Genomic DNA, 19,024 nt, shown 5'->3' with positions numbered 1-19,024 from the left:
TGGACAAATGCCTAGATCGTGGCGCCAGGCGTTTGCCGAATAGGTGCTAGCAGGGGTGCTTGCAAGAGCTAGCACCCTGTTTTAGAATTGACCCCACAACCGCCGGAAGGTGAGTGATGGCAGTGGAACCCGAGGTTTCAAAGCCGAACACCGGTGACTCGACGGAGACGTCCGCCGACGACACCGCGGACGGCAAGGGGCGCGTAGCCAACGCGGCTCACGACATCGGGGGCTTCATCCGGTCGCAACGGGAAGCCGCGCAGGTTTCGCTGCGTCAACTCGCCGCGCTGGCGGGGGTGAGCAATCCGTACCTCAGTCAGATCGAGCGTGGACTGCGCAACCCGTCCGCCGAGGTACTCGCACAGATCGCGAAAGGTCTGCGGGTCTCTTCGGAGGTCTTGTACATGCGGGCCGGGTACCTCGAGCAGAGGCCACACAGCCCGGTCCGGGATGCCCTGCTTGCCGAAACCGGTATTACCGAGCGGCAGAAGCAGGTCCTCCTGGACATATACGAATCGTTCCGCCGAGAGAACGCGGTGGACGAGGACAGAGGGGAAGCGACGAACCAGCAGGGGGTCGTTCCCGGGGGAAATAGGGACAACGAGGTTCCGCACCGCAACGCTGAAGTTCCGCCACGCCAGGAGAACGAATAACCATGACCGATACCAAGATTCCCACCGCTGTAGCCAAGCCGCTCTATGCCTCCGTCGGCGCGGGTGACACCGTGTACACGCAGGTCAAGGATCTCGTCGACAAGGTGCGCGACCGTGCCGCCACCGCCGACGTGCCCGGCCGGGTGGAAGAGGCGCGCGAGCGCTTCGCCAACCTGCCCGCCGACGCCCAGGCGCAGTTCGAGACCCTGCGCACCCGCGTGCAGACCCTGCCGTCGGAGCTGCCGGACGATCTGGCCGAACTGCGCGAGAAGCTGACCCCGGAGGAGCTGCGTCGCCTCGCCGACCAGTACTTCCACCAGCTGCTGGAGCTCTACACCGACCTGGCCGCCCGCGGCGAGGAGACCGTCGATCGGCTGCGCGCCAACCCGACCTTCGATGAGCGTTTCGCTCAGGTCGAAACCCTCTACGGTGATGTCGTCTCCCGCACCGAAGATATGGTCGGCAAGGTGCAGGAGCAGGTCAGCCCGCTGATCGGCCGCGCCGCCAAGGCCGCCGAGGACGCCGAGGAGACCCTCGAGGGTGAGGTCGTCGAGATCACCAGCGAGACCGCCCCGGAGGCCAGCGCCCCCGCCAAGAAGGTTCCCGCCAAGAAGGCCGCTCCGGCCAAGAAGGCTCCGGCCAAGAAGGCCGCTCCGGCTGCCAAGAAGTAAGTACCGCAGGGCAATCAGCGGCCCCCGTGCATGACGGTGCACGGGGGTCGCTGTATTTTTTCGGTACCGCTACGTTCTGATGCGTGGTTGGCGGCATGACCGGTTCTCGCACGGCCAGCGGTTCCGGCCGCTCTGGATGAGGGGTGCTCGTATCATGGGTCTGGTGTATGGGATTACCGGATGGATTATCACGCTGCTCCAATTTGCCGCGATCGGTATGACCGTTTTCGCGCTTATTCATGCGATCAGGCAGCGCTCGGATGCCTTCCCCGCGGTTGACAAGCTCACCAAGCCCGCGTGGATCGGCATTCTGTGTGCCGCGCTCTTCGGTTTGCTGCTGGCGCCGTCGGTGATCCTGCTGGGTATCGCGGCGATTGTCGCGACCGGTGTGTATCTGGCCGATGTGCGGCCCAAGGTCGATGAGGTGCAGCGCGGTCCGCGCTGGTAGCTGCTGCGGGGTTCACCCCCGCAGGTGAGAGCGTGGATCTGACTTCCGTGCTCTGAATTTGCCGGGTGTCGGCGGTCCGTGAAGGACCGGCGGCACCCGATTTTTTTTGGGTGCTTGCACTAGCAAGCGGACCTCCAACGGAGTTACTGTATCGGTCAGTAACACAAAGGAGTGTCCAATGCGGGCAATGCTGCCAAACCCAGCGGACCTGGCCGGAAAGGTCCGCGACCAGCTGCTTCGGCATCGGGCCGGGCTCCGGACCCGGGTCTACGAGACAGCGGCGCTGAATTCCCCGGCCGGTCCCTACGAGGTCGTCACGGTCACCGCGAACGACGGTGCGCGCCTGCGGGCGCACATCTACGGCCCCGCCGACGCCGACACCATCGTGCTGGTGCACGGCTGGACCTGCAGTCTCGAATACTGGAATCCCCAGATCAATGCCTTCGCCGGTGAATACCGCGTGGTCGCCTACGACGTCCGCGGCCACGGCGAGAGCGACCGCGGCAGCAGCTCGCTCACCACCGATCTGCTCGCCGACGACTTCCAGGCGGTCCTCGAGGCCACCCTGCGACCGGACGAGCGCGCGGTGCTGGTCGGCCACAGTCTCGGCGGAATGACCATGCAGGCCTGGGCCGGACGGCATCCGGAGCAGGTTTCCCGCCGCGCCGCCGCTGTACTGCTGAACAACACCGCGTCCGCGGATCTCATTGCCGAGACCACCGTGGTACCTCGGTTCGGTCCGGACTTCGCCCGACGTCTGCCCTTCGCGGTCGGTCTGCTCGCTCTGAGCGCGCCGCTGGCACTACCCGCCGTTCGACCCGTGCCGTGGCTGCTGCGCCGTCAGATTATGAGCCTGGCCGCCGTCGGCGATGTCGCGGTGTTCGCGCACAATATCGTTCGCGCCTGCCCGGCGGCGGTGCGCGGGAAGTTCGGCACCCTGCTGTCCTACCTGGATGTGGGTCGCGGCGCGCTGAATCTGACCGTCCCGACCACCGTCATTGCCGGTGAGTTCGATTTCATGACCCCGCCGGTGCATTCCGAGCGGATTATCGAAATGCTCCGCGAGGCGGGCTCTTTCGACGGCTACCGCATCCTGCCGACCGGTCATCTCGGCAATGTCGAAGCGTACGAGGAGTTCAATGCCGAACTCGCTCGAGTTGCCAAGGCTGCGTTCGAGATTCCGGCCGCGGTCGTCGGGGCGTGAGTGGGGTGCGCGCGGGTTTCTCGGCTATCGAGGCCCGTGGCGCAACGGTATTCGTGACGGTATTCGTGACGGGGCGCGCCTGCGCCACGCCACACGAGCCGCTCGACAGCGTGGTCGAGCGGTTTCGCGGCCGCTGGTAGGTGGGGTTCGTTCACCCCTCGGGGGCGTCCATTCGGGCATAAACGCCCCCCAAACTGTGTTCTAGGTAACAGCAGTCCGCGTCCTGTTCGCGAATGCCCTTGCGACGGAACGGGTATCCCAGGAGAGCGGCCGCATGCGCCGAGCTACGAAAAAGTTGGTGCTTGCTATTGCAAGCACTAGTGCTAGCTCGCTAGTGTGCCGTAGGACACAAAGGAGTGCTCATGCTGGTGAAGCTGCCTGACGCGATGAACGACCTCCGGGCCGACGCACTGACCGCCGCGTACCGGGCGAGGTTGCGAGCTCGGAAATACGCGACCACGTCTTTCAATACGCCCCGTATCGCCCCCGACGTCATCGGAGTCACCACCCGCGATGGAGCCGAACTCCGGGTGCATGCCTACGGCCCCGCCGACCGCGATGTCATCGTGTTCGCGCACGGCTGGTCGTGCAGCCTCGAGTATTGGTACCCCCAGATCAATGCCTTCGCCGGTGAATACCGCGTGGTCGCGTTCGATCAGCGCGGACACGGCGAGAGCCAGCCGGGCAGGTTGCCGTTCAGTGCGGACCAGCTCGCCGACGACTTCTCCGACATCCTCGACGCCGTACTGCGCCCCGGCCAGCGGGCCGTGCTCGTCGGCCACAGCATGGGCGGCATGACCATCCAGGCGTGGGCGAACAAGTACCCGGAGCAGGTTTCGCAGCGCGCCAGTTCGGTGCTGCTGGCGACCACCGCCGCGCATTCGATCGCGACACGCGCCACCGTGATTCCGCTCATCAACGATCTGATCCCCGGCCCGCAGTGGCTGGCCCTGGCGCTGTTCGGTACGCCCGTTCCGCTTCCGGGTGGACCGGCCGTGCACGCCATCGCCAAGTCCCGCCTGATGAGCCGCACCGCGACGGCCGACCAGATCGCCTTCGGCCTGGCCATTGTTCGCTCCTGCCGCCCGTCGGCGCGCGCCGCCGTGGCTCGCGGCCTGATCGGCCTCGATCTCACCGGTGCTGCGGCCAACCTGACCGTCCCGACCACCGTGATGGCGGGCTCGCACGACCGGCTGCTCCCGGAGGTCCACTCCCGCGAAATCGCCGACACGGTGGCGGCGGCGGGCTACCTGGACCGCTACGTCATTCTGCCCACCGGCCACCTGCCGAATATCGAGTGCGTGGACGAATTCAACAATGAGGTGGAACGCGTAATTCGGGCGGGCAGCCGCGGCCGCATCGCCGCCGCCGGATAATCCGGCACCCCGAACGCCTCCCGTCGCGACCGGTAAACCCTCGCGTCGGGAGTGCTGTCAACCCGATCCGGCCGCAGCGTAGCGGTACGGGTCGGGCCCCAGACAGATTCGACGCCCTGCCACGAAAGATCGTGGCAGGGCGTCTTTCGCGCACGAGAGCGAACTCCGTCACTCCGTGCCCGAGAGCAGGCCGCCATTCCGGCGTGCGGGTGCAGTCCGGTGGTTCGGGCGTGCGGGTGCAGTCCCGTCATTCCGGCGTGCTTTTGGCCGGAATCCACAACCCTGGTCAGTAGCGGATCCCGGTAAAAAGCTGCCGGAATGCGGAAGGGAGCTGACCCTGTGCGGTGCGGACACTGCCGCTGCCAGGCGAGCTGCGCCGCCTCCTCAGGAGAAGACCACGGTGCGCCGACCGTGTACCAGGACGCGGCCCTCCAGATGCCAGCGCAAGCCTCGCGCCAGCACCACGCGCTCGATATCGCGGCCCTGCCGGACCATGTCGTGCACGGTGTCGGCGTGGTCGATGCGGCTCACATCCTGTTCGAGGATGGGGCCCGCGTCGAGTTCGGCGGTGACGTAGTGGCAGGTCGCGCCGATGAGTTTCACGCCGCGGGCGAAGGCCTGGTGGTAGGGCCGCGCGCCGACGAAGGACGGTAGGAAGCTGTGGTGGATATTGATGGCCCGGCCCGCCCAGTGCTCGCACAGTTCGGACGGCAGCACCTGCATGAAGCGAGCCAGCACCACGGCGTCCGGATTGTGGGCGTCGACCAGTTCGCGGACCTGTTCGAAGGCCGGGCCGCGCTCGGCCGGATCCTTCGGGAACGGCACGTGGTGGAATTTCACACCGTGTGCCTCGGCCATCTCGGCCAGGTCGGGGTGGTTGCCGATGACGGCTTCGATGGTGGCGGGCAGTTCGCCGCTGGCGGCGCGTCCGAGCAAATCGTGCAGGCAGTGCCCGTCCTTGCTGACCAGCAGTACCGCCCGCCGCCGCTCCGCCGAATCGAGGACCTGCCATTCGGTTTCCGGCCCGAGTTCGGCCGCCACCGTCGTGAAGCGATCACGCAATTCGTCCAGGTCGAACGGCACGGTGGCCGCCTTGATCGCCTGCCGCGTGAAGAACCAGCCGGTCTCGAGGTCGGAGTGGTATCCGGCCTCCACGATCGACCCGCCGAAATCGGCGATGAAGGAGGTGATCCCGGCAATGATGCCGGGACGGTCCGGGCAGCCCAGGGTCAGCACATAGCGTCGATCATCGCTGGCGGCGGGGGAACTCATGGTGGCAATCCTCCCAGGACGTCGGTCGGCCCCTCCGCCAGGGCCGAATCTCGCAACCACCCCCGCCACCTCGCGCTTCCCCTGGCACTTCCTGCACATGGGCACTTCCGGCGCGTGGGCACTTCCGGCGCGTGGGCACTTCCGGCGCGCGGGCATCTCCGGCACGTGGGCATCTCCGGCGCGCGGGCATCTCCGGTACTCGGGCACCTACGGCACCCCTTCGTATCCCGGCCCTCGTCATTCCGGCGTGCTTTTGGCCGGAATCCACGCGCGCTGATCAGCGGTGGATCCCCGCCAAAAGCACGCCGGGCTGGTGAGTGGGCGCGTCGGGCTGGTGAGTGGGCACGCCGGAATGGCGAACAGTCGCGTCGGGATGGTGAGCAGTCGCGTCGGGCTGGTGAACGGGCACGCCGGAATGGCGAACAGTCGCGTCGGGATGGCGAACAGTCGCGTCGGGATGGTGAGCAGTCGCGTCGGGATGGTGAGCAGTCGCGTCGGGATGGTGAGCAGTCGCGTCGGGATGGTGAGCGGGCGCGTCGGGATGGTGAGCAGTCGCGTCGCGATGACGAACAGGCGCGCCGGAATGGCAAGCGAGTACGCCGGGGTGATGCGTTTCGCCGTTGCTCACAGCTCGTAGAACGGGTCGGCGTAGCGGAACTCGCCCTTGATCTCGTCCTCGTAGGCGGTGAGCGGGCGCACCTGGAAGTGCGAGGTCCATTCGGGTCGGTCGGGCACTATGCCCAGCCGGATGCCCGGGACGAAACCGAAGCGCGGGTAGTAGTCGAGGTGGCCGAGTAGTCCCACCAGGGGTTCGTCGAGGGCGTCTGCCGCGCCGAGTGCGGCGTGCATGAGGGCCGAGCCGACGCCGGTGCCTTGACACTCCGGCCGTACGCCGATCGGTCCGAGCGCCAGGATGGGGAATGGTCCGATCGCGGCGCGGGTGAGGCAGATATGGCCGACGATTCGGTCGTGTAGCTCGACCACCAGGGAGAGGGTGGGAATCCATCCGGAGTTATCGCGTAGTCGACGCACCAGATCGACTTCCGGTGGGTCGGCCAGGGCCGGGGCGGTGTCGTCGAGCCGGGCCTCGCCATTGGTGGTGGCGTACTGGGCGGCGAAGGCGTTTCGATGCACCGCGGCAATGGCGGGGATGTCGTCGGGACGCTCGCGACGAATCAGCACAACTACGAGTGTGCGGGACAGCGGTCCGCACTCGCAATGAAATTGCCACCGATGTGCCAAACTCGCATCCCATGGCACAGCTTTCCCGCCGGGACGTGGCGGCAATGATCGATCACACCCTGCTCGCCCCGGAGGCAACCGCCGCCGACGTGTCCGCTTTGGTGGACGAGGCTCGCGCACTCGGCGTCCTCGCGGTGTGCGTATCACCGGCCATGCTGCCGCTGCGCGCCCCCGGTCTGACGGTGGCGACCGTCGCGGGTTTCCCGTCCGGTAAGCATCATTCGCTGGTCAAGGGCAGCGAAGCGCGGCTCGCGGTGGATCAGGGTGCCGACGAGGTGGATATGGTCATCGATATCGGCGCGGCGGTGGCCGGGGATTTCAATGCGGTGCTGAGCGACATCATCACGGTGCGCGAGGCCATGGGTGACCGTGCCCTGCTCAAGGTCATTATCGAATCGGCGGCACTGTCCGATGCGGCGATTGTCGAATGCTGCCGGGCTGCCGAGCGGGCGGGCGCGAATTTCGTGAAGACCTCCACCGGCTTCCATCCGGCCGGGGGAGCGAGCGTGCACGCCGTGCGATTGATGGCGGAGACGGTGGGCGGGCGGCTCGGGGTGAAGGCGAGCGGCGGTATCCGAACCAGCGCGGCAGCTGCGGAATTGATCTCCGCCGGTGCCACGCGGCTCGGGCTCTCACGTTCCCGGGATGTGCTGGAGGGCTTCCCGGCTTGATCGGCGCGGCCAGGTTTTCCGATCGGAATCAGCAGGTGACGGCGGTATCGCTCTGTGCGGCAGGCAGTTCGGTCTTACCGCCCGCGAGGCTGACGTGCAGGCCGTCCGAGTCCACCTGAACCTTGGTGGGCTGCAAGCCCATCGGGTAGCTCTGCAGGCTTTGCGCCATCAGGTCGACAATGTCCTCGACGAGCGCGGTGGGCAGGCCGAAGCCGAGCAGTGAGGCCGCTTCGGTGGTCACCTCGACCCGGTCGCCGGCCACCTGCGGTTTGACCGTCAACCCTGCCAGACCACCGAGTACCGCGAAGGTGAGCGTGTTGTCCGCCGGATTCGACTGCACGCCCGTGACCAGGCCGCTCAACGTCTTCGCGATGCCGTCGTTGCTCCAGGTGACCTCGGCGGTGGAGCTGCCGACGGTGCCGCCACCGCGCCCCTGATCGACCACCTCGATATCGTTGAAGACGGCGTGCACCACCATGCCCTCGGCGGGCCCGAATTTGCTGTCGTCGCTATCCACCGTCACCGAGGACACCTTGTTGTCGAACATGGTGATCAGCATGGGTTTCGCCCCGAACGACACGTCGATCTTCGACCCCATCTCCTGCTCGAACTGCGAGCTGATGCACCGCTCCACCGTGCGCCGCGCGTACGCCTCGCCACCGGCCAATCCCGCGACGGCGAGCACCGCGACGACGAGGCCGATGATCAGCAGGGTTCGCCGTGGGCCACGCATCCAGGACCGACCTCCTCGAGAACCGGCGGCATTCGGCCCCACCGGGGGCGGTGGGGTGCCAGGCGGCTGCTGCGCGGAACCCGGCGCGGCCATGGCGGCTGCCGCCTCCGCATCGAAAACCTCGGTGCCGTGGGTGCCCAGCACCGCGGTGTCCTGCCGCTCATGGCGGGTGTAGGGACCGGCCGCGTTCGATGCCTCCGTGCCGGGATCCACCGGGTAGCCGGTCTCACCCGGGTGGCCGGGTTCGACCGGATCACCCGGTGTGCCGAGCACTTCGGTCGGGGCGGAGTCGGAGACCGCACGGCCCTGGCCGAGGACCGCGGTGGTGTCGTCCCCGGAATCCGCTGTCGCTCCGAACACTTCGGTCGGCGCGGAATCGGATACCCGCACGCCCTGTCCGAGGATTTGGGTGGGCTGTTCACTGCCGACCGAGCCGGGGACCACCTGGGTCGCATCGTCATCGCCGCTGGCGGTCGTGTCGCTGTCGACGCGGGTCGTTTCGTCGGATGGGTCGGCTGAATCGGATGGGTCCGCGGACTGCTGGGCTAGATCCGGCTCGTGCGTCACTTCGGTTCCCGGGGTGCCGCCCACGAGCGTGGCATCCGGGTCCGAGGCGCGCGAAGCGTCGGTCTTGCGCTTGGCCGCGTCGTCCGAGGTGGGATTCGAGCTCATGGCGCCGATTCTTCCCGAGGTTTCTGTGTGGCCTCTGTGCTTCCGATGAGGTGTTGACCTAACCCGGGCGGAATGTGACATAACGCACAGATCGACGGCGTAGCCTGGATTCCATGGCTGAGGACCCCGCAGCGGAGCGGAATCCGGAGCGCGGTTGGCGGGCATTGCAGCAGCTTGCAGGCCGGCACGCGGGATATTTCACGACTCGGCAGGTGCTGCGCACCGGGTGCGAGATTCAGGTCCGTGATGGTCTGCGCGACGGCTCGGTCATTCGGGAGGGGGTCGGTCTGCTCCGTTTGAACGGCTGGCCCGACGGTCCGCTCGACGAATACGCCATGTGGTCGGCCTGGTTCGACGGTGCGGCCGCCGTCTCCCATCACAGCGCCGCCGAACTGCACGGATTGGGCCGACTGCGCCCGCGCTTCGTCCATATCTCGGCCGGGGTGGGTCGCTACCCGCTCTCCCCACGACTGGTGGTGCTGCGCCGCGCCCTATCGCGCTCGGATGTGCAGTCGGCGGGGGCGTTCCTGGTGACGACACCGCTGCGCACGGTCCTCGACCTGGCCGAAGCCGGAATAGGCCAAACCGCCCTCGATGAGGTGGTGGCCGACGCCGTCGCCATCGATCGCTGCGCCAGCGACGAAATCCGTTCTGCCAGTTCCGCTCTCCCGGCGCCGACGGCCGCCAGGCTGCACCGCGCGCTGACGCGGGCTTGAGCGGAGATCCCTGTGCGCCCGTCCCACCCCTCAGCCGCCCGCTCGGATTTCGCTGTGCGCCTGCTTCGCTCGTCCTCGAGCACCCCATATCGTTCCCAGCTGTCGGCTGGTGAGGTTCTCCGCGTGCCGTCGCCGACCGGTCCGTCATCCCGGTATGCCTTCGGCCGGGATCCACTACCTGTCCGGGGCGCATTCCGGCCAGAAGCACGCCGCGAAGGCGAGAGGACCGGGCGACATCACACGCTCGCGCTCACCAGGCGCACGGTCCTCGCCGTTCCGCGCGGCAGTCGGTGGGTGTCGCGGCCGTCGTTTGCTCTGACTCGCGCCCGATTCCCGTTCATGGCATCGTGACTGATCATGGGGATGGTCGGTCATGGCATGTGGGATCTCAGCTTCCCCCCTGGTCCGCCCGATCGGGTCGCGGATATGTTCTCCGCCGCGGTGGTCGCCGACGCGGTGCGGCGATTCGACGCCGACCTGGCGCAAACCGTGGAGACCTGCCGCGATTGGCGGCGTGAGTACCGCCCGATCTTTCACGGCCTGACCTCACTGTCGGTGACCGCACCGGCGATATCGCTCGGGATCGCCGAGGAGGGTTTGACGTCGGCGCGCACCATGCTGCGATTCGCGGCGGGGCGCACTGTCACCGCGCTGCGGTCGGTGGATGTGCAGGCCGAAGCCGATAGTGCCGAACTGGCGACCGGCCGGGTCGACGGTACGGCCGCGCCGATTCCGCGCCTGGAGGTGCCCTATCGCGGAGCGGTACTGGCGGAGGAGGGATTACGGCGGCAGCTGGGGGAGTGGCGCGAGCGCGGGATCGTAGAGCCCGGATTCGCGGCGGCGGTCGAGCGGGTGATCGATAATCCGGAATGGTTGGCGCTGCCCGGTTTTCGAATGACGGTGGTGGGTGCGACCGCGCAACTGGGCCCGCTGCGGCCACTGCTGACCTGGGGTGCTGACGTTTTGGCCGTGGATCGGCCGGGTCGCGCCCGCTGGGATCGCCTGTACGCCTGGGCCCGTGATGGTTCCGGGACCTTGCGTTTCCCGGTCACCGATTCCGGTCCGGGCGCGGACCTCACCAGACATTTCCCGGCGCTGGCCCGCTGGATCGCCGCATCCGCGGATGTTCGTCCCGCACTCGGCCTGTACGCGAATATCCCTGGTGCGGCCGGTGTTCGGGTTTCCGCCGCCGCCGATGTGCTCGCCGAGGCGGTGCTGCGGTCCCATCCGGATGCCGCGCTCGCCTACCTGGGGGCGTCGACCGACTGCTATGCCGTGCCGCCGAGTGTGACCGAGGAGGCGCGAGACCGGTTGGCTCGTCGCGGTATTCGCGGCTCGGCGCAGGATCTGCTGCACCGGGCGGCTCCGGTGCCGCTGTACCGCCCGAACTATGAGCGCACGGTGGCCACCGCCGACGGCGAGGACTGGGGTCTGTTCGATAATCTCCCGACCCTGCTCGGCCCGGATTACGCCCTGGCGCAACGCCTCCCACGCTGGCGTGCGGTGCTGGCCCGTGCCGCCGGTCGTGCGGTGTCCTACACCGTCACGCCACCGGCCTGGCCCGCTGATATCCACGAAACCCCATGGCGCACCACCACCCTGCGCGGTGTCGACCACTACGGCATCGAGGTTTTCGACCCGTCCACCATCCGCCCGCTGCTGGCCGCGAAACTCGTCGCGGATCTCTACAGCTCCGAGCCGCCGGAGAAGAACCCGGAAGCCCTGTTCACCACGGGCGCTGCCCACGGCGGCCTCTGGCGTCAGCCCTTCCATCCGGGCTCGCTGATCGCTCCCTCCACCCTGCTCGGCTGGATGGACGCCGTCCGCGATTTCGGTGAGCGCAGCGTCCGCCGGTACTTCACCTGAGCCCGGCGGGAATCAGTGTTGGGGGTAGGCCGGCGGCAATGACAGACCACGTTCCCGCATGACTTCACGGAGTCGGTCCGGGTAGTCGGTGATGATGCCGTCCACCCCCTTGTCCATGAGCTCGTGCATGGTGCCGGGTTGATTGACGACCCACGGCACCACGAGAATTCCGTTCTCGTGCGCCGTATCCACCAGACGCTGTGAGACGGCGGGCAGTTGGACCGAGCCGTCCGGCGGCAGGGCGTGCATCGGTGAAAGGGCGGTGGCCCCGATGGATTTCGCCCCGTTCACCAGGCTGCCGCTCTCCCAGATGAGATCGAGCCCACCCAGCCACGGCGAGAACGGATACACCTTGGTGGGATCGGTGAGGGCATAGAGCCGGATACCGGAGTCGTGCTGGCGCACCAGCTTCAGTGTCGCCCAGTCGAAGCTCTGAATGATCGTCCGATTCCGCACCCCGGCGCGCTGTACCTCCTGAACCGCGCGCTGGATGAACTGTTCACGCGGAGCGGTGGTGCCGTCCCTGGGGTCGGTTTTGAGTTCGATGCTGAACTGAACGGTGTCGGCCCCACGATCGCTGGCAAGCGTGAAAACCTCCTCCAACGTCGGCATTTTCGAACCGCAGTTCACCGTCCGCACCTGCTCGAAGCTCAGGTCCTTGATCAGCTTGCCCACGTACGGGTACTGGCTGTCGCCGGGCGAGACCGGCTCGGTATCAGTGCATTTGGATCCGTCGATCTTGGCGTCGTGACCGATTATCTCGCGCCCGTCGCGGGTGATCTGGATGTCGAGTTCGAGCGTGGTCACGCCGATTTCGAGCGAACGAGCGAAGGCCGGAAGCGTGTTCTCCGCCGTGAGCCCCAGTCCACCGCGATGGGCCTGCAGGTCGAATGCGGTCGGGGTCGCGCTCACACCCCCTGGATGGGCGGCCAGCATTGCGCCGACGGCGAGAGCTGTGAACAGCAGTCGAATTCTCAAGGGACACGAACCTCTTCGATGAGGGGCGGAATGGTTACTCATCATCGCGTGGCAGCGGCGCGACCGCAGCCCATGGCACGGACAGGACGCAGTCGCGCTGGCGTGTTCGGTAGGCCCGGATCGGAAAACCCTCCTGCCGCAATAGTTCCGCCGCCTGCCGCCACCGCACCCGGGGTCCGAAGACCGCCAGCGGTGCGGAGTACGACCAGGCTCGATCGGCGGCGGTGAGTAGCGCGTGAATCGGTTCACCCGGAATATTGCGGTGGATCAGCGCTTTCGGCAGTCGTTCGGCCAGGTCGGAGGGTTTCTCGACATCGAACGGGTCCCACGCGAGTGTCAGGGATAGGGGCCCGGTGCGGTCCAGCAGCACCCACGCGCAGCGTCGCCCGAGTTCGTCGCAGGTCCCGTCCACCAGCAGCCCGTCCGGAGCCAACCCCGACAGGATGGTCGACCACGCCCCGCCCACCGCCGATTCCGGATACTGGCGCAGCACATTGAAGGCCCGCACTAGATTCGGCCGCAAACCGGCCAGTTCGAATCCGCCGCGCGCGAATTCGACGCCGTCGCGCCCCGGCACGACCCGTTCCGGATCGATCTCCAGGCCGACCACCCGCACATCCGGTCGCACCCGCCGCAGCCGCGCCGCCAATTCCAGGGTCGTGACGGGCATCGCCCCGTATCCGAGGTCGACCACGAGCGGTGTGGCGGCAGCCAGCAAACGATCAGTCACCAACCGGTCGTGCATCAGCCAACGATCACTGCGGCGCAGCCGGTTGATGCCGGTGGTGCCGCGGGTGATCGTTCCGATGGGCTTGGCTAGTGGACGGGGTTCTGCTCGTCCAGCCACCGCTGCGTCATTTCAGCTTCGGCTCGGAACAGGTCCACCAGATTCACCAGCAGTACCTGTTCGAGCTTGGCCCCGAAGAACGGGATGGTCACCTGCGCGGTCGAGGAGGTGCGCAGGGTGCATCCGGTATCGGTCGGGAAGAGGTGCAGTTTCCCGCCGAGCGTGCCGGGACCGTTCGGGATTTCCGCTGCGTAGGTGCCGTGTGTCTCCGGTCCGAACGGGCCGTAGCTCTCGGTGCGGGTAATGGTCATATCCTTGCGAATGACGGTCTGCGCCAGGTCCGGCAGCAGGTCGCGCGGCAGCACGTGCCGCAGTACCACCTCGATGCCGTGGTCGCCGGCGTCGAGACTCAACACGTCATTGTGGGAGTACTTCCGCATCTCCTCGATCCGCGCATCCCAGTAGTCGCGGTTCGACAGCGCCGAATAGACCTCTTTGGTGGTGTGCAGTTTATAGCGGGCTGAGTAGTCCAGTCGGCGGGCCATGAGCGGTCAGGTTACCGGCGCCAACCGGCCGTCAGTGCGAAGACAGCCAATTGTCGGTGAACTCGGCTTCGCGAACCAAAAGGTCGCTCAGGTTCTCCTGGATGGCGGCCTCGATCTTCTTGCCGAAGAGCGGGATATTCACCTCGATGGAACCGTCCACGACGTATCTGGAGCCGGTGCCGTCCTCGGTGAGGGTCAGCGTGCCGCGCACCTCGGCGGGCGCGCCGTCGACCCGGGCGGTGAAGGTGCCCGCGTCGCCGGTCCAGATCTCGGTACGCGGAATGACCAGCCCGTCCGGCTTGATCGCGGTGACCTGCTTGGGCAGGTCCGTCGCCGGAATGGTCTGGACGAGCTCGACGCGCACCTGGTCACCGGCTATCGCCAGCGATTCGATGCGGGCATTGACCCCACCGACCTGGTCGATGCGGTCTTTCCAATACTGCTCATCGGCGAAGGCCGCGCGCACTGCTGCGGCGCTGTGGGCCGAGCGCCCGGTGAAGGCAAGAGGTGTCGCCATGGTCGGACACGCTACCGTCTGTGCCTGTGCGTACTTCTCGGGTGGTGCCGTTCGAGCGTCTGCGAGACATGCTGACGGTGACCGGGGCGCAATTGCGCGATGCGGTACCGCTGGCGGAGTTGACGACCCTGCGGGTGGGTGGTCCCTCAGCGGTCGCGGATTGTGCGAGTACAGAGTCGCTGGTGGCGACGGTCGGTGAGCTCGATGCCGCCGGGATTCCGGTGCTCCTGCTGGCGGGCGGCTCGAATCTGCTCGTTTCCGACGAGGGTTTCCCGGGCGTGGTGGTGCGCATCGCCACCACCGGCGTCGAGATCGCTCCCGAGGCCGTCCAGATCGATCCCGATGACGTCGCGACCGTGCGCGTCGAGCCGGGTAGCGCCCGGGTGGTCGCCGACGCGGGCGCGAATTGGGATGCGGTGGTGGCCGCTACGGTCGCCGCTGGATTCGGCGGGCTCGAATGTCTTTCCGGCATCCCGGGTTCCGCGGGTGCGACGCCCGTCCAGAATGTCGGGGCGTACGGCGTGGAGGTGGCGAATCTGCTCACCCGCGTCCAACTGTTGGAGCGCGCGACGGGTGAGATCCGCTGGGTGGAGCCCGCCGAACTCGGATTCGGCTACCGCACTTCGGTTCTCAAACACAGCGACCACGCGGTCGTGCTGGCGGTGGAGTTCGCCCTGCGCGCCGACGGTTCCAGCGAGCCGCTCCGATACAAGGAATTGGCCGCGGCGCTCGGTGCCCGGGAGGGCGAGTCCCGTCCCGCGGTGCAGGTGCGTGAAGCGGTGCTGCGCCTGCGCGCGAGCAAGGGCATGGTGCTCGACCCGTCCGATAACGACACCTGGAGCGCCGGTTCCTTCTTCACCAATCCGGTGGTGCCGGATGCGCGGGTGGATGCGGTGCGGTCCGCGATAACAGCACATGTCGGCCCGAATGTGGCGGTGCCCACCTGGCCGGTTCCCGGCGGCGTGAAGTTCTCCGCGGGCTGGCTCATCGAACGTGCCGGTTTCACCAAGGGTTTTCCGGGTGAGTCCGCACCGGCGCGGCTGTCCACGAAACACACGCTGGCCTTGACGAATCGCGGCGAAGCGAAGGCGGCGGATCTGGTCGCATTGGCCCGCGAGGTCCGTGACGGCGTGGCCGAACGGTTCACAGTTCGCCTCGAGCCGGAACCTGTGACCGTCGGCCTGACACTGTAGCGGCGTGGCGCGGACCACTATCAAGCCTGATCAGGGCATGCGGTTCGCGCGGGTAACCTCGAGAAAGTGAGCAATCGAGGAGGGTCCGCCAGACGGGTGGCCACGGTGCTGGCCGCGCTACTTGCCGCGATCGCACTGGTGGCCGGATGTTCGTCCAATGGTGGTGGCGGCTCGCAGGCTCCGGCCGGACCGGTCGCGAAGGTGACGATGGAGCCCGGTGACGGGACCGACAGCGTCAACCCGACCGCACCCGTATCGGTATCGGTGACCGGTGGCCGCATCGATCAGATTGCGCTGAGCAACCCCAATGGCAAGCAGGTTGCCGGCGAGCTCGATCCCGGCCGGACCGAGTTCAGGGTGACCGAGCCGCTCGGCTACGGCGTCACCTACAGCTGGTCGGGTACCGCCACCGGCACCGATGGCAAGCCGGTGCCGATCGATGGCAAGTTCTCCACCATCGCGCCCGAGTCCACGGTGTCGGCGACCATCAATATCGGCGACGGCCAGGAGGTCGGCATTGCCGCGCCCTTGATCGTGCAGTTCAACAAGCACATCGAGAACAAGGCCGCCGTGGAGAAGGCGATGGTTGTCACCACCACCCCGGCGGTCGAGGGTTCGTGGGCGTGGCTGCAGGACGACAACGGTGGTTCGCGGGCGCATTGGCGACCGCGCGAGTACTGGACGCCCGGCACCACGGTGAATATGCAGGCCAAGCTCTATGGCGTCGATATGGGTGGCGGCGCGTACGGCGGGGCCGATATGAGCACCGACTTCACCATCGGCCGCGCGCAGATCGTCAAGGCCAATGCCCCCAGCCACCGCATGCAGGTGGTGCGCGACGGCCAGACCGTCCTGGATATTCCGGTCAGCTACGGCGAAGGCGATCAGGACCGCAATGTCACGCGCTCCGGTATCCACGTGGTGACGGAGAAGTACGAGGACTTCATGATGTCCAACCCGCCGTACTACGAGAATGTGCGCGAACGCTGGGCGGTGCGTATCTCCAATAATGGCGAATTCATTCACGCCAACCCCGAATCGCTGTCCGCGCAGGGCAATACGAATGTCACCAACGGCTGTATCAACCTCAGCCCGGCCGATGCCCAGGCCTACTTCGCGACGGCGCGCTACGGCGATCCGGTAGAGGTGACCGGCACCCGCATCCCGCTGTCGGCGGCCGACGGCGATATCTACGACTGGACCATCGACTGGGACACCTGGAAGAGCATGTCCGCACTGGACGGCTCCTCCGCCCCGGTGGTCTCCGCGACCCCGGTCACGCCGGGCCCGCCGCGCGGGAACTGATCCACTGGGCGCGAGGTCACATTCGTCGGCCCACCTCCGTGTCCGTCGCCACCTCCATCACCGTCGAGCACGCCGTGGTGATGGGTGACAGCCATGCCCGGGGGGTGACGCTCGACGGCCATGCCTGCGGTGGCGGGTGAGTGGCATGCGGGGATGACCGGTGAGGGCGATGCCGCGGTGATGGGCGACGGCCATGCCGGGGGTGGCGGGTGAGTGGCATGCCGGGATGACGGGTGAGGCGGTCTTCCGCAAAGACCGCCGTCGCCAGAACGACCTACTCCTAGCTGGCTGGCTGATCCTGCGCTATGCCGCAGCAGATGTGTACGACGCCTGACGCCGCAGGCGAATGCCACAGCAGGATCCGGCCTAAACGTGCACTTTCGGTGCCATTCGGGTCGATTCCGCCTGTTCGCGCGAGAAAGTGCACGAATAGGCCGCCACCAGTGATATCGACCGAGGCATCCGAGCGTGCTCATGCCGGTATGACGGGTGACGGCGATGCCGTGGTGACGGGCGGCAATGCAGGGGTGATGGGGAGGACGATGCCGGGGTGCTGGGGTGAGTAGGACGTCGAGGTGAGGGTATGCCGGGTGCTGGGATGCCCGGGAACCTGCCGACATCGCGGGTGCACTCACCGTCTTCGGGTTATGGTCGACGCTGCGGTAGCTAGGAGGACCGGCGGTGAGCGTAACGACTACGGCGGCAAGGGATATCACACGGCCACTGAGCCCGTCGGAGCGCTGGTTCTGGATTATCGACCAGATTTCGCCGTCGAATTGCAGTGGCCGGGTGTGGGTGCGAGGGCGGGTGACGCCGGAGCAGTTGGACCGTGCGGCCGCCGCGGTGGTCGCGGAGTATCCGCTGCTGCGGGTAGGGGTGGAGCACGGCGCGGACTTCGATCCGCGCTTCGTGCCATTGCCGGAGCCGCGCATCCCGCTGCGGCGGGTGTCGAGCGATGATCCCGAAGCGTGGCAGCGCGAGATCGATGCGGAGATGCGGGAGCCGTTCGATTCGGCAATGGGGATGGTGCGGCTGGTGGATGTGGTGCACGCCGCCGACACCGCGGCCGAATCCCACGATCTGATCCTGACCGTCTCGCATGTGATCGCGGACGGTCGTTCGCTGATTTCGTTGCTGCGCAAGCTGATCGAGTACGGGTCCACCGGTGCCGATCCGGTCGTTCGCGCGCCGATTCCGCCAGCCGACGATCTGATTCCGACGACCGCGCGGGGTGCGTGGCGGTATCTCTATACGACCCTTTACGACCAGGTGGTAGCGCTCGTCCGCCGCCCCCGGCTGCTGCGCGGCGCCTCGCGGGTTCCGCTCGCCGAGCGTGTCACCCGGGTCGTTCATCGCAGACTGGATGCCGAACAGCTCGCGGCCCTGGTGACGGACTGTCGGGCGGCCGGGGTCACGGTCCACGGGGCGTTGGCCGGTGCGGTGGCGTTGGCAATCGGAAAAACGGTGCGCCCCAATGGCAGCGGCGTGACAGGCATCGGCTCACCGGTCGATTTCCGACCCGCGCTGACGCCGGCTCCCGCCGCCGATGAACTCGGCATCTACGCGCCGGTGCTCGCCAACTTCGTGCGCTTCGGGGCGCGGGCCTCGCTGTGGTCGGCGGCGCGGTCGGTGAATCAGCAGCTGCGGCGGGGCGTGCGGCAGCAGCGGCACCTGGCGACGGTGGCCGGAATGCGCTACGGCACCCCCAAATCGCTGGAAACCGGTTGGCGCTTCGTCGAACTCATCGACCGGCGGGCTCCGTGGAACGTATCGGTCACCAACCTCGGCCGCATCGACTTCCCCGCACAGCTGGGGGAGTGGCACCTGTCGAACCTGTCCATCGCCGCCGGAAACTCCTGCGTCAGCGCACTCACGGTAGCCGTCACCACTGCCCACAACGAGATGCATATCGAATTCTGCTACGTCGAGGGCATGCTGACCCCAACGGGCGCAGAGGAATTCGCCGATCGCGTCCTCGCAACCCTCACCGACCGAACACCCCCGCCAGCGAACTGACCCATCTTCAGTGAACCGATCCTTTTGTGGGCGAGTCGACTTCGCTGTCGGCGAACCGGCTTCTCTGTCGGCGAACCGGCTTCGGTGGGGGCTGAAACCGGTCTCTTGTCATTCCGGCGTGCTTTTGGCCGGAATTCACACCCTCGCAGTACTGGATCC

At 67.1% G+C, this 19,024-nt stretch carries 19 protein-coding genes; 12 read left to right on the top strand and 7 right to left on the bottom strand.

All coding sequences use genetic code 11. The annotated features are described in order from the left end of the window. Positions 1-116: 116 nt before the first annotated feature. The 6 genes from NU1_RS37505 (at position 117) to NU1_RS37485 (ending at position 4,352) form a co-directional block, all read left to right on the top strand. Positions 117-653 carry a helix-turn-helix domain-containing protein gene (locus NU1_RS37505; RefSeq protein ID WP_067529000.1) on the top strand — a complete coding sequence of 179 codons (537 nt, stop codon included), beginning with the start codon at positions 117-119 and terminating at the stop codon, positions 651-653. Between the two features lie 2 nt (positions 654-655). Next, positions 656-1,324, top strand: coding sequence for a heparin-binding hemagglutinin (locus NU1_RS37500; RefSeq protein WP_067528999.1), 669 nt, complete (start codon positions 656-658; stop codon positions 1,322-1,324). Positions 1,325-1,478: 154 nt separating this feature from the next. Beyond that, a complete protein-coding gene (locus NU1_RS37495; protein WP_067529018.1) occupies positions 1,479-1,772 on the top strand; it encodes a DUF2516 family protein in 294 nt (97 codons plus the stop codon). Between the two features lie 187 nt (positions 1,773-1,959). After that, on the top strand, positions 1,960-2,976 hold the full coding sequence (locus tag NU1_RS37490) for an alpha/beta fold hydrolase (protein ID WP_307645744.1): 1,017 nt from the start codon (positions 1,960-1,962) through the stop codon (positions 2,974-2,976). Further along, positions 2,973-3,116 carry a hypothetical protein gene (locus tag NU1_RS42450; RefSeq protein WP_169815200.1) on the top strand — a complete coding sequence of 48 codons (144 nt, stop codon included), beginning with the start codon at positions 2,973-2,975 and terminating at the stop codon, positions 3,114-3,116. The genes NU1_RS37490 and NU1_RS42450 overlap by 4 nt, the downstream gene beginning before the upstream one ends. 222 nt (positions 3,117-3,338) lie before the next feature. Beyond that, positions 3,339-4,352, top strand: coding sequence for an alpha/beta fold hydrolase (locus tag NU1_RS37485; protein WP_067529017.1), 1,014 nt, complete (start codon positions 3,339-3,341; stop codon positions 4,350-4,352). A gap of 384 nt (positions 4,353-4,736) precedes the next feature. Here NU1_RS37485 and purU read toward each other — a convergent pair whose 3' ends face one another. Continuing rightward, on the bottom strand, positions 4,737-5,624 hold the full coding sequence (gene purU / locus NU1_RS37480; protein WP_067528997.1) for a formyltetrahydrofolate deformylase: 888 nt from the start codon (positions 5,622-5,624) through the stop codon (positions 4,737-4,739). Positions 5,625-6,248: 624 nt separating this feature from the next. Next, the gene (locus NU1_RS37470; protein WP_067528995.1) at positions 6,249-6,806 is read right to left on the bottom strand and encodes a GNAT family N-acetyltransferase; all 558 of its coding nucleotides are present in this window, start codon (positions 6,804-6,806) and stop codon (positions 6,249-6,251) included. A 71-nt stretch (positions 6,807-6,877) separates the two neighbouring features. Here NU1_RS37470 and deoC point away from each other — a divergent pair, with 71 nt between their 5' ends. Beyond that, positions 6,878-7,537: a deoxyribose-phosphate aldolase gene (gene deoC, locus NU1_RS37465; protein WP_067528994.1), complete on the top strand. Its 660-nt coding sequence runs from the start codon at positions 6,878-6,880 to the stop codon at positions 7,535-7,537. A 28-nt stretch (positions 7,538-7,565) separates the two neighbouring features. On the opposite strand, the gene NU1_RS43655 is transcribed toward deoC, so the two are convergent. Further along, positions 7,566-8,942 carry an LmeA family phospholipid-binding protein gene (locus NU1_RS43655; protein WP_245720491.1) on the bottom strand — a complete coding sequence of 459 codons (1,377 nt, stop codon included), beginning with the start codon at positions 8,940-8,942 and terminating at the stop codon, positions 7,566-7,568. A gap of 113 nt (positions 8,943-9,055) precedes the next feature. Here NU1_RS43655 and NU1_RS37455 point away from each other — a divergent pair, with 113 nt between their 5' ends. Both NU1_RS37455 and NU1_RS37450 read left to right on the top strand, forming a co-directional pair. Next, positions 9,056-9,658, top strand: a complete 603-nt coding sequence (locus NU1_RS37455; RefSeq protein WP_067528993.1) for a type IV toxin-antitoxin system AbiEi family antitoxin — start codon at positions 9,056-9,058, stop codon at positions 9,656-9,658. Positions 9,659-10,015: 357 nt separating this feature from the next. After that, entirely contained in the window at positions 10,016-11,524 is a 1,509-nt protein-coding gene (locus NU1_RS37450) for a hypothetical protein (RefSeq protein ID WP_157553523.1), read from the top strand. A gap of 12 nt (positions 11,525-11,536) precedes the next feature. Here NU1_RS37450 and NU1_RS37445 read toward each other — a convergent pair whose 3' ends face one another. From NU1_RS37445 to NU1_RS37430, 4 genes are read right to left on the bottom strand one after another with little or no spacing between them, the layout of a single operon-like run. Continuing rightward, the gene (locus NU1_RS37445) at positions 11,537-12,502 is read right to left on the bottom strand and encodes a glycerophosphodiester phosphodiesterase family protein (RefSeq protein WP_212762120.1); all 966 of its coding nucleotides are present in this window, start codon (positions 12,500-12,502) and stop codon (positions 11,537-11,539) included. 34 nt (positions 12,503-12,536) lie between these two features. Continuing rightward, positions 12,537-13,349, bottom strand: a complete 813-nt coding sequence (locus NU1_RS37440; RefSeq protein WP_067528990.1) for a methylase — start codon at positions 13,347-13,349, stop codon at positions 12,537-12,539. Then, complete coding sequence (locus NU1_RS37435) at positions 13,319-13,834, bottom strand: DUF2505 domain-containing protein (protein WP_067528989.1); 516 nt, start codon at positions 13,832-13,834, stop codon at positions 13,319-13,321. Before NU1_RS37435 ends, NU1_RS37440 begins: the two co-directional genes overlap by 31 nt. 31 nt (positions 13,835-13,865) lie before the next feature. Continuing rightward, entirely contained in the window at positions 13,866-14,351 is a 486-nt protein-coding gene (locus NU1_RS37430) for a DUF2505 domain-containing protein (RefSeq protein ID WP_067528988.1), read from the bottom strand. A 68-nt stretch (positions 14,352-14,419) separates the two neighbouring features. Here NU1_RS37430 and NU1_RS37425 point away from each other — a divergent pair, with 68 nt between their 5' ends. From NU1_RS37425 to NU1_RS37415, 3 genes are all read left to right on the top strand, one after another. Then, positions 14,420-15,544 carry a UDP-N-acetylmuramate dehydrogenase gene (locus NU1_RS37425; RefSeq protein ID WP_084522167.1) on the top strand — a complete coding sequence of 375 codons (1,125 nt, stop codon included), beginning with the start codon at positions 14,420-14,422 and terminating at the stop codon, positions 15,542-15,544. A 66-nt stretch (positions 15,545-15,610) separates the two neighbouring features. Next, positions 15,611-16,849 carry a L,D-transpeptidase gene (locus NU1_RS37420; protein WP_067528987.1) on the top strand — a complete coding sequence of 413 codons (1,239 nt, stop codon included), beginning with the start codon at positions 15,611-15,613 and terminating at the stop codon, positions 16,847-16,849. Between the two features lie 681 nt (positions 16,850-17,530). Further along, positions 17,531-18,865 carry a phthiocerol/phthiodiolone dimycocerosyl transferase family protein gene (locus tag NU1_RS37415; protein ID WP_157553521.1) on the top strand — a complete coding sequence of 445 codons (1,335 nt, stop codon included), beginning with the start codon at positions 17,531-17,533 and terminating at the stop codon, positions 18,863-18,865. The last annotated feature ends 159 nt before the right edge of the window (positions 18,866-19,024 follow it).

The sequence above is a fragment of the Nocardia uniformis NBRC 13702 genome, assembly GCF_001613345.1.
Classification (GTDB): domain Bacteria; phylum Actinomycetota; class Actinomycetes; order Mycobacteriales; family Mycobacteriaceae; genus Nocardia; species Nocardia uniformis.
Note: the sequence above shows the minus strand (reverse complement) of the source record. Positions and strands in the feature narration are given on the sequence as shown.

Coding starts and splice junctions, on each gene's coding strand:
- NU1_RS37455 (WP_067528993.1), top strand. CDS start 9,056: ATGGCTGAGGACCCCGCAGCGGAGCGGAATCCGGAGCGCGGTTGGCGG.
- NU1_RS37425 (WP_084522167.1), top strand. CDS start 14,420: ATGCTGACGGTGACCGGGGCGCAATTGCGCGATGCGGTACCGCTGGCG.
- purU (WP_067528997.1), bottom strand. CDS start 5,624: ATGAGTTCCCCCGCCGCCAGCGATGATCGACGCTATGTGCTGACCCTG.
- NU1_RS37435 (WP_067528989.1), bottom strand. CDS start 13,834: ATGGCCCGCCGACTGGACTACTCAGCCCGCTATAAACTGCACACCACC.
- NU1_RS37495 (WP_067529018.1), top strand. CDS start 1,479: ATGGGTCTGGTGTATGGGATTACCGGATGGATTATCACGCTGCTCCAA.
- NU1_RS37505 (WP_067529000.1), top strand. CDS start 117: ATGGCAGTGGAACCCGAGGTTTCAAAGCCGAACACCGGTGACTCGACG.
- NU1_RS37500 (WP_067528999.1), top strand. CDS start 656: ATGACCGATACCAAGATTCCCACCGCTGTAGCCAAGCCGCTCTATGCC.
- NU1_RS37485 (WP_067529017.1), top strand. CDS start 3,339: ATGCTGGTGAAGCTGCCTGACGCGATGAACGACCTCCGGGCCGACGCA.
- NU1_RS37430 (WP_067528988.1), bottom strand. CDS start 14,351: ATGGCGACACCTCTTGCCTTCACCGGGCGCTCGGCCCACAGCGCCGCA.
- NU1_RS37450 (WP_157553523.1), top strand. CDS start 10,016: ATGGGGATGGTCGGTCATGGCATGTGGGATCTCAGCTTCCCCCCTGGT.
- NU1_RS43655 (WP_245720491.1), bottom strand. CDS start 8,942: ATGAGCTCGAATCCCACCTCGGACGACGCGGCCAAGCGCAAGACCGAC.
- NU1_RS37490 (WP_307645744.1), top strand. CDS start 1,960: ATGCTGCCAAACCCAGCGGACCTGGCCGGAAAGGTCCGCGACCAGCTG.
- deoC (WP_067528994.1), top strand. CDS start 6,878: ATGGCACAGCTTTCCCGCCGGGACGTGGCGGCAATGATCGATCACACC.